The sequence below is a fragment of the Spirillospora sp. NPDC046719 genome (assembly GCF_040645715.1).
GTDB lineage: Bacteria > Actinomycetota > Actinomycetes > Streptosporangiales > Streptosporangiaceae > Spirillospora.
Genome location: NZ_JBEYYT010000327.1, coordinates 1 through 8,609, shown reverse-complemented (window position 1 = coordinate 8,609; position 8,609 = coordinate 1). Strand labels below are relative to the sequence as shown.

General features: G+C 71.0%; 10 protein-coding genes. 7 read left to right on the top strand and 3 right to left on the bottom strand.

Annotation, left to right across the window (positions count from 1 at the left end):
• Nucleotides 1–79: 79 nt before the first annotated feature.
• Both ABZ914_RS37275 and ABZ914_RS37270 read right to left on the bottom strand, forming a co-directional pair.
• Entirely contained in the window at nucleotides 80–1,081 is a 1,002-nt protein-coding gene (locus tag ABZ914_RS37275; protein ID WP_500199070.1) for an aldo/keto reductase family protein, read from the bottom strand.
• Nucleotides 1,082–1,187: 106 nt separating this feature from the next.
• Nucleotides 1,188–1,769: a DUF3043 domain-containing protein gene (locus ABZ914_RS37270; RefSeq protein ID WP_190868576.1), complete on the bottom strand. Its 582-nt coding sequence runs from the start codon at nucleotides 1,767–1,769 to the stop codon at nucleotides 1,188–1,190.
• Between the two features lie 131 nt (nucleotides 1,770–1,900).
• Between ABZ914_RS37270 and ABZ914_RS37265 the strand changes: the two genes are divergently transcribed.
• From ABZ914_RS37265 to ABZ914_RS37245, 5 genes are all read left to right on the top strand, one after another.
• A complete protein-coding gene (locus ABZ914_RS37265) occupies nucleotides 1,901–2,707 on the top strand; it encodes a PspA/IM30 family protein (protein ID WP_206700381.1) in 807 nt (268 codons plus the stop codon).
• Complete coding sequence (pspAA, locus tag ABZ914_RS37260) at nucleotides 2,704–2,982, top strand: PspA-associated protein PspAA (RefSeq protein ID WP_190868577.1); 279 nt, start codon at nucleotides 2,704–2,706, stop codon at nucleotides 2,980–2,982. Before ABZ914_RS37265 ends, pspAA begins: the two co-directional genes overlap by 4 nt.
• 142 nt (nucleotides 2,983–3,124) lie before the next feature.
• Nucleotides 3,125–4,042 carry a zinc metalloprotease HtpX gene (htpX, locus tag ABZ914_RS37255; RefSeq protein ID WP_500199068.1) on the top strand — a complete coding sequence of 306 codons (918 nt, stop codon included), beginning with the start codon at nucleotides 3,125–3,127 and terminating at the stop codon, nucleotides 4,040–4,042.
• Nucleotides 4,043–4,045: 3 nt separating this feature from the next.
• Nucleotides 4,046–4,615: a PspA-associated protein PspAB gene (gene pspAB / locus ABZ914_RS37250; RefSeq protein WP_433238213.1), complete on the top strand. Its 570-nt coding sequence runs from the start codon at nucleotides 4,046–4,048 to the stop codon at nucleotides 4,613–4,615.
• 104 nt (nucleotides 4,616–4,719) lie between these two features.
• Entirely contained in the window at nucleotides 4,720–5,505 is a 786-nt protein-coding gene (locus tag ABZ914_RS37245) for a maleylpyruvate isomerase family mycothiol-dependent enzyme (protein WP_500199066.1), read from the top strand.
• Between the two features lie 163 nt (nucleotides 5,506–5,668).
• Here the strand turns inward: ABZ914_RS37245 and nadA are convergent, their stop codons facing one another.
• Nucleotides 5,669–6,823, bottom strand: a complete 1,155-nt coding sequence (nadA, locus tag ABZ914_RS37240; protein ID WP_500199064.1) for a quinolinate synthase NadA — start codon at nucleotides 6,821–6,823, stop codon at nucleotides 5,669–5,671.
• 235 nt (nucleotides 6,824–7,058) lie between these two features.
• On the opposite strand from nadA, the gene ABZ914_RS37235 reads away from it, so the two are divergent.
• Both ABZ914_RS37235 and ABZ914_RS37230 read left to right on the top strand, forming a co-directional pair.
• Entirely contained in the window at nucleotides 7,059–7,421 is a 363-nt protein-coding gene (locus ABZ914_RS37235; protein ID WP_190868582.1) for a HesB/IscA family protein, read from the top strand.
• Between the two features lie 188 nt (nucleotides 7,422–7,609).
• The coding region (locus tag ABZ914_RS37230; protein WP_500199062.1) for a carbohydrate kinase family protein at nucleotides 7,610–8,609 on the top strand (1,000 nt) is incomplete at its 3' end.

Here is an 8,609-nt window from a genome sequence, read left to right as displayed (position 1 = left end):
GCGCAGGTGTGGATGGGGTTGCGGTCGCCGGGCGGCTGGTCGTAGCGCAGCGGGCCTTCGCCGTCCGGCGCGCCTCAGCTCACGGCCGGGTGCGCGGGCTGACGGTCTTGGACGCGTCGCGGATCACCGCGTCGCCGAGCACCTCGTCGATGCGCTTCAGCACGTCGGCGTCCAGCTTCACCCCGGCCGCCTTCACGTTGTCGCTGACCTGTTCCGGACGCGACGCCCCGACGATCGCCGCCGACACGTTCGGGTTCTGCAGCGTCCACGCGATCGCCAGCTGCGCCATCGACAGCCCGAGGTCGTCGGCGATCGGCTTCAGGTTCTGCACGCGGGTCAGCAGGTCGTCGTTCAGGTAGCGCTTGATCATGTCGGCGCCGCCCTTGTCGTCGGTGGCGCGCGACCCCTCCGGCAGCGGCTGCCCCGGCTTGTACTTGCCGGTCAGCACGCCCTGCGCGATCGGCGACCAGACGATCTGGCCGATCCCCTCGCGCTCGCACACCGGGACGACCTCCTCCTCGATGACCCGCCACAGCATCGAGTACTGCGGCTGGCTCGACACGATCCGGTCGAACCCCATCTCGTCGGCGATCTTCAGGGCGCGCTCGATCTCCTCGGCCCGCCACTCCGACACGCCGACGTACAGCACCTTGCCCTGCCGGACGAGGTCGTCGAACGCGCGGAGGGTCTCCTCCAGCGGCGTCTCGTTGTCGAACCGGTGGGCCTGGTAGAGGTCCACGTAGTCGGTGCCGAGGCGGCGCAGCGAGCCGTTGATCGACTCCATGATGTGCTTGCGGGACAGGCCCCGGTCGTTCACGCCGGGCCCGGTGGGCCAGTAGACCTTGGTGAAGATCTCCAGCCCCTCGCGGCGCTGCCCCTTCAGGGCGCGTCCGAGGACCTCCTCGGCGCGCGTCCCGGCGTAGACGTCCGCGGTGTCGAAGGTGGTGATCCCCTCGTCGAGGGCCGCGCGCACGCACGCGCGCGCCGCGTCCTCCTCGACCTGGGAGCCGTGGGTGAGCCAGTTGCCGTACGCGATCTCGCTGATCTTCAGACCGCTCCGGCCCAGGTATCGGAACTCCATGCCCACGACCCTAGCCCGGCGGAGATCGCCGCCGGTCCGGGCGGGGGCGCCGCGGGCGGAACGGTCCCGGGACGTGAGCGGTGTGAGGGGCGCCGGCGGCGTCCGGTCAGACCTTGTCCTTCTCGCCGATCTTGACCTGCGGGCCGGGCATCCGCAGCCGGCGGATCTGCATCGCGCGCATCGCCGCGTAGAGCCCGACGCCCTTGGTGTCCTCGTCCGGGTGCCGCTCGGCGGCGAGCTTCTTCACGCCCCGGCTCAGGATCAGGCCCTCGCCGAACACCACGACCAGCAGCAGCGGCGGCGCGAACAGCACCAGCAGCTTGGCCGCCGGGATCGGCAGCAGGCTCAGCAGCACGATCGCGAACATCGCGTACATCAGGTACGAGCCGAAGGTGCGGCGCGCGTCCACGTAGTTGCGGGCGAGCCGCCGGACCGGGCCCTTGTCCCGCTTGAGGAGGTACTTCTCGTCGCCCCGGGCCATGCCGGCGCGGGCGCGCTCGCGCTCGCCCGCCTGCCGCTCCCGCACCTTCTTGTACGCCTCCTTGCGCGTGGAGGGCGCGGTGATGGGCTGGCGGCGGCGCTTCTCGGCCTCGCTCCGCTTCGGCGTGGGCCGCCCCTTGCCTCCCGGCTTCGGCGTTACTACCTGAGGAGGATTCGGCGGGGCTTCCGGGGTACGACGCTTGAACACGGGGTCAGCCTACCGGCTGCGAACATCGTGGCTGCCTCGCGCGTTAACGCGTAGGGTGATAAGAACCCCAGCAGTGGTCATTGAGCCCAGTATGCGACTGAGGCACAGCACGAAGGGACCGGCGCCGCGCGATGAGCGTGATGAAAAGAATGTCGATGATCTTCAAGGCCAAGGCCAACAAGGCCCTGGACCGGGCCGAGGATCCTCGCGAGACGCTCGACTACTCCTACCAGCGCCAGCTGGAGATGCTGCAGAAGGTCCGTCGGGGGGTCGCCGACGTCGCCACCTCGCGCAAGCGTCTCGAGCTGCAGATCAACCAGCTCGAGCAGCAGCAGAACAAGCTGACGGACCAGGGCAAGAAGGCGCTGCAGGTGGGCCGCGAGGACCTCGCCCGCGAGGCGCTGACCCGCCGGTCCGGGCTGGACTCCCAGCTGAACGACCTGCGCGCGCAGTACCAGCAGCTGCAGGGCGAGGAGGAGAAGCTCACGCTCGCCTCCCAGCGGCTGCAGGCCAAGGTCGACTCCTTCCGCACCCGCAAGGAGACGATCAAGGCGACGTACACCGCCGCCGAGGCGCAGACCAAGATCAACGAGGCGTTCTCCGGCATCTCCGAGGAGATGGGCGACGTCGGCCTGGCCATCCAGCGCGCCGAGGAGAAGACCGAGAACATGAAGGCGCGCGCCGGCGCCATCGACGAGCTGCTCGCCTCCGGCGCGCTCGAGGACTTCTCCGGCCCCCGCGACGACATCCAGGCCGAGCTCGACCGGATGGGCTCCGGCCCCGGCGTCGACCTCGAGCTGGAGCGGCTGAAGGCCGAACTCGGCCAGGGCCCGGCGCCCAAGGAGCTGAACCAGGGCTCGCCCACCGCGCAGCCCCAGCAGCAGCACGACACCCCGCAGCAGGCCCCGTGGCCGCAGCAGCCCGGGGGTGCGCAGTGATCGTCCGCCTCATGGGCGAGGGGCAGCTGGACGTCGCCGACGGCGACCTGGCCGCGCTCAACACCCTCGACGGCGAACTCGAGTCGGCCATCGAGGCCGGCGACGAGACGGCGTTCCGCGCCGCGCTGCACGCCCTGCTGGAGAGCGTGCGCAAGGTCGGCAAGCCGCTGCCGGCCGACAGCCTGGCGCCGTCCGAGCTCATCCTGCCGCCCGCGGACGCGGCGATCGACGAGGTGCGCGCCATGCTCGGCGACGAGGGGCTGATCCCGGACTAGATCCCTGGCCGCCCGGCCGGGCGGCCAGGGGCCGGTCGTCCTCCAGGACGATTCGCGCGGGACTCCGGGGGTGCCTGGCACAAAAACCGGGGCTCGCGCGTTCTCACAAGTGAATCGGGGAAAGAAAACTGGGGGTTGCCGGATGGCCTCGACGCGTTACGCCTCCGACCGGGGGCTGACGTCACGCATGCTCGTGACCATGTTCCTGCTGGGACTGGTCTACGTCGTCTTCGTGACGGCCTTCTTCGTGATCGCTCCGAAGTTCGGGGTGATCGCTCTCGTCATCGCACTGGCGTTCCTGTTCGCGCAGTACTTCTTCTCCGACAAGCTGACGATGTTCGCCATGCACGGCCGGGAGGTCTCCCCGGAGGAGGCGCCCGAGCTGCACGGCGTGATCGACCGCATCTGCGCCATGTCGGACGCGCCGAAGCCGCGCGTCGCCGTCGCCGACACCGACGTGCCGAACGCGTTCGCGACCGGCCGCAACCAGAAGAAGGCCGTGGTCTGCGTGACCACCGGGCTGCTGCGCAGGCTCGACCCCGTCGAGCTGGAGGGCGTCCTCGCCCACGAGATGGCGCACGTCGCGCACAAGGACGTCGCGGTCATGACGATCGCCTCGTTCCTCGGCATCTGCGCCGGCCTGATCACCCGCTTCGGCCTGGAGTGGGGCCTGTGGGGCGGCTTCAACCGCCGCGACAACGACCAGAACACGGGCCTGATCCTGCTCGCCGTCGTCGGGGTGAGCGCCGTGGCCTACGCGGTCAGCTTCCTGCTCACCCGGGCGCTGTCGCGCTACCGGGAGCTGTCGGCCGACCGGGCCGCCGCGCTGCTGACCGGCCGCCCGTCCGCGCTGGCCAGCGCGCTGACCAAGGTGTCCGGGGAGATCGCCCGGATCCCGACCAACGACCTGCGCTCGGCGCAGGCGTTCAACGCCTTCTTCTTCACCCCGGCGTTCGGCAAGGGCTTCACGATCTCGCACCTGTTCTCGACGCACCCGTCGCTGGACAAGCGGCTCGCGCAGCTGTCGAAGATCTCCGACCAGCTCAGCAGGGGAGTCTGACCCGTGGGTTTCCTGGACACGCTGCTCGGCCGGTCCAAGCCGGTCAAGCCGGACCTCGACCAGCTCTTCGGGCTGTCCACGGCGGCGATCACGCTGGAGGCCGCGACCGGGTTCAAGCCGACCGGCCTCGGCTCCGTCTGCTTCCGGGCGGCCGAGGGAGGCGCGTTCGCGCGGCTCCAGGCCGACGTCCAGGAGCTGCTCGACGCCGACGAGGGGCCGAAGGTCGAGATCAGCAACGACTCCTACGGGTACACGTGGCTGCTCGCGACGCACCCGCCGGAGGAGCTGCCGGACCTGGTCACCGACCTGCACGCGGTGAACTCCACGCTGGAGTCGGGCGGGTTCGGCCCGCACCTGCTGTGCTCGCTCGCGGGCTTCCGCGGCCCGGACGGGCAGCGGCTCGCGCTGGTCTACCTGTACAAGCGCGGCACCTTCTACCCGTTCGCGCCGCTGCCCGGCGACAAGCGGGACAACGCCCTGGAGCTGCAGGTGCGCGGCGCGGTCGGCGCCGACCTGCCGTTCGAGGCGGACCTCGGCCGCTGGTTCCCGGTGTGGGGCGCCCCCGGCCTGTGACGGGCCGCCCCCGCGGACCCGGTTCCGGGACGCCCTGATCTCTGGGCCGATGCGGGGTATGTCTGTGATCTGAACGTCCACGGTCGGTTCATGCGGGAGGCGTAATGACCGGACGTCCCTGGGACCATGCCCGCCACTGCGCCGCGCTGGAGGCGGAGGCCGCCGCGTTCGCGGAGGTCGCGGCGGGCGCCGGCCTCGACGAGCCCGTGCCGTCCTGCCCCGGCTGGTCCGTCGCCGAGCTGGTCCGCCATCTCGGCGCCATGCACCGGTGGGCGGGCGGCACCGTCCGGGTCGGCGCCCCGCGCCGGCTCAGCCTGCGCGAGCTGGGCGTCTCGTTCCCGGTGGTGCCGGGCGACCACCTGCCCTGGTACACGGAGGGCGCCGGACGGCTCCTGGAGATCCTGCGGGCGGCCGACCCGGACGCGCCCGTGTGGGCGTGGGGCGTCGACCAGCACGTCCGCTTCTGGTCCCGGCGGATGCTGTTCGAGACCGCCGTGCACCGCGCCGACCTGGAGATCGCCTGCGGCCGGACGCCCGCCGTCGCGCCCGACGCGGCCGCCGACGGGACGGACGAGCTGCTGGAGAACCTGGAGCGGGCCGCCGCGTTCGCGCCGAAGGTGGAGAACCTGCGCGGCGACGGCGAGGTGCTGGCGTTCGACGCCGCCGACATCGGCTCCCGCTGGCTGTTCCGCCTCCTGCCGGACCGCTTCGAGTGGAGCCGCCACGACGCCCCGGACGGCGGCCCGGACGGCGCCGACGCGACCGTCCGCGGCGCCGCCTCGGACGTCTTCCTGTTCCTGTGGGGCCGCCGCAAGCTCGGCGACTCCGCCCTGGAGTTCTCCGGCAACGACGACCTGCTCGTCCACTGGGTGGAAAACTCTGCGATTTAACGCAATCCCGGCCCAGGGGTCCTCGCCTGGCGGCTCGCACCCCTGACCGGGCTTGGGCGAGTGTGACCTCGCTTCGCGAGCTTCCCGGTGGGGCTCGCCTTCGGCATCGCCCCACCGGTCAGATAACGCACTCGCGTGACGGTTGAGCGTGCTGAATCTGCTTTTACGGGAGTGCAAGCATTTGGTCGAGGGCGGCTCGGGCGTTGCGGGCGGTGTCCTCGTCGACGGTGATCACGTTCTCGACCTCGCCGCGCACGAGGGACTCCAGCGACCACACCAGGTGCGGCAGGTCGATGCGGTTCATCGTGGAGCAGTAGCAGACGGTCTTGTCGAGGAACATGACGTTCTTGTCCGGGTGGGCGTTCGCGAGGCGCCGGACGAGGTTCAGCTCGGTGCCGACCGCCCACGACGTGCCGGGGTCGGCGGTCTCGATCGTCCTGATGATGTACTCGGTGGAGCCGATCTGGTCGGCGGCCGTGACGACCTCGTGCCGGCACTCGGGGTGGACGAGCACGTTGACGCCGGGCACGCGCGCGCGGACCTCGTCCACCGACTCCTTGGAGAACCGGCCGTGCACCGAGCAGTGGCCGCGCCAGAGGATCATCTTGGCGTCGCGCAGCTGCTCGTGGGTGAGGCCGCCCTCGCGGCGGTGCGGGCTGTAGACGACGCAGTCGTCCAGTGAGAAGCCCATCTCCAGGACGGCGGTGTTGCGGCCGAGGTGCTGGTCGGGCAGGAACAGCACCTTCTTGCCCTTGGAGTACGCCCAGTCGAGGGCGCGCTTGGCGTTGGACGAGGTGCACACCACGCCGCCGTGCCGGCCGACGAAGCCCTTGATGTCGGCCGAGGAGTTCATGTAGGTGACCGGGACGACGTCGTCGGCGACGCCCGCGTCCTCCAGCACCTCCCAGCAGTCCTCGACCTGGTCGAAGGTCGCCATGTCGGCCATGGAGCAGCCGGCGCCGAGGTCGGGCAGGATCACCTTCTGGTGCGGCGCGGTGAGGATGTCGGCGGACTCGGCCATGAAGTGCACGCCGCAGAACACGATGTAGGGCGCCTCGGGGCGCGCGGCGGCCTGCTGTGCGAGCTTGAACGAGTCGCCGGTGACGTCGGCGAACTGGATGACCTCGTCGCGCTGGTAGTGGTGGCCGAGGACGAACACCCGGTCGCCGAGGGCCGCCTTGGCGGCGCGGGCCCGCTCGACCAGCGCGGGGTCGGACGCCGCGGGCAGCTCGCCCGGGCAGTCCACGCCGCGCTCGCTGGCCGGGTCGGAGCCCTCGCCGAGGAGCAGCAGCGGAAGGTCGCGCACTGGGGTGGTCACGGGAGTCTCCCTCCTGCGACGGGACTTATCGTCGCTTTGACGACTAATGATGGCACATCATCATCGCGGTGGCGGTGTGACGTAGGACGCACCGCTCCCGGGCGTTAAAGATGGGCGATACGCGGAATGGCCTTGTGGCGAGGTACGTTGTCCTACGGGAAGAGGCGTAAGTCGTCCTCGAGGACAAGCGACAGTCCGCCGCATCGCGGCGCAGCGAGACCCGGGAGCTGAACACATGACGGTTTCAGGCGAGACCACGCAGGAGACCACGCAGCAGGGCGTCATCCTCACCGACGCCGCCGCCGAGAAGGCCAGGGGCCTGCTCGAGCAGGAGGGCCGCGACGACCTTGCGCTGCGTGTCGCCGTGCAGCCGGGCGGCTGCTCCGGCCTGATCTACCAGCTCTTCTTCGACGAGCGGGAGATGGACGGCGACCAGATCCAGGACTTCGGCGGGCTGAACGTGCGCGTCGACCGGATGAGCGCGCCCTACCTCACGGGCGCCACCATCGACTTCGTCGACACGATCGAGAAGCAGGGCTTCACGATCGACAACCCCAACGCGTCGGGCTCCTGCGCCTGCGGCGACTCCTTCAACTGACGGAGCACCGCCGGCCCGCGGGCCGGTGGAGGGGCGGCCGGACGGACACGTCCGGGCCGCCCCTTTCGCATGCCCGCCCGCCCCGCCGGGATGCGCACCCGCCGCGTCGTGTGGTCCGATGGGAAGTAGTCTTTCCGGGTTGAAACAGCCGGTGACAAGCCGGACGACCACGACGAGGAGAGCGACGCGTGCGCATCGCCGTGACTGGCTCCATTGCGACCGACCATCTGATGACCTTCCCCGGAAGGTTCTCCGACCAGCTCCTGCCCGACCAGCTCGACCGGGTCTCGCTGTCCTTCCTGGTGGACGAGCTGGAGATCCGCCGCGGCGGCGTCGCCGCGAACATCTGCTTCGGGATGGGCAGCCTCGGCAAGGAGTCCATCCTCGTCGGCTCCGTCGGCGACGACTTCGCCGACTACCGCTCCTGGCTGGACCGGCACGGCGTCGACACCGCCTCCGTGCACGTGTCCGAGCTGCACCACACCGCCCGGTTCCTGTGCACCACCGACCAGGACCAGAACCAGATCGCCTCCTTCTACACCGGCGCGATGAGCGAGGCCCGCTCCATCGAGCTCGGCCCGGTCGCCGACCGCGTCGGCGGGCTCGACCTCGTGCTGATCAGCGCGAACGACCCGGAGGCCATGCTCCGGCACACCGACGAGTGCCGCTCGCGCGGCATCCCGTTCGCCGCCGACCCGTCCCAGCAGCTCGCCCGGATGGACGGCGCGGACGTCCGCCGCCTCCTCGACGGCGCCGCGTACCTGTTCAGCAACGAGTACGAGAAGGCGCTGTTCGAGGAGAAGACCGGCTGGTCGGGCGAGGAGGTGCTGTCCCGGGTCGGGATCCGCGTCACCACCCTCGGCGCCAAGGGCGTCGTCATCGACCGGCAGGGGGAGGAGGGCCTGCACGTGCCCTGCGTCCCCGTCGAGAACGTCGTGGACCCGACCGGCGTCGGCGACGCGTTCCGCTCCGGCTTCCTGTCGGCGACGGCCTGGGGCCTGCCGCTGGAACGCGCCGCGCAGGTCGGCAGCACCGTCGCCGCGCACGCCCTGGAGGCCGCCGGCCCGCAGGAGTACACGCTGTCGCGGCGGGCGTTCCTCGACCGGCTCTCCGCGGCCTACGGCGCCGGCGCGGCCCCCGGCGACGCGCCGCTCACGGGTTGGGGCAGGCGAGGTGCGGCTCGACGTC

What these genes read in the sequence shown, in the direction of transcription:
- htpX (WP_500199068.1), top strand. Translation starts at nt 3,125, where the DNA reads ATGGCCTCGACGCGTTACGCCTCCGACCGGGGGCTGACGTCACGCATG.
- ABZ914_RS37265 (WP_206700381.1), top strand. Translation starts at nt 1,901, where the DNA reads ATGAGCGTGATGAAAAGAATGTCGATGATCTTCAAGGCCAAGGCCAAC.
- ABZ914_RS37235 (WP_190868582.1), top strand. Translation starts at nt 7,059, where the DNA reads ATGACGGTTTCAGGCGAGACCACGCAGGAGACCACGCAGCAGGGCGTC.
- ABZ914_RS37245 (WP_500199066.1), top strand. Translation starts at nt 4,720, where the DNA reads ATGACCGGACGTCCCTGGGACCATGCCCGCCACTGCGCCGCGCTGGAG.
- ABZ914_RS37275 (WP_500199070.1), bottom strand. Translation starts at nt 1,081, where the DNA reads ATGGAGTTCCGATACCTGGGCCGGAGCGGTCTGAAGATCAGCGAGATC.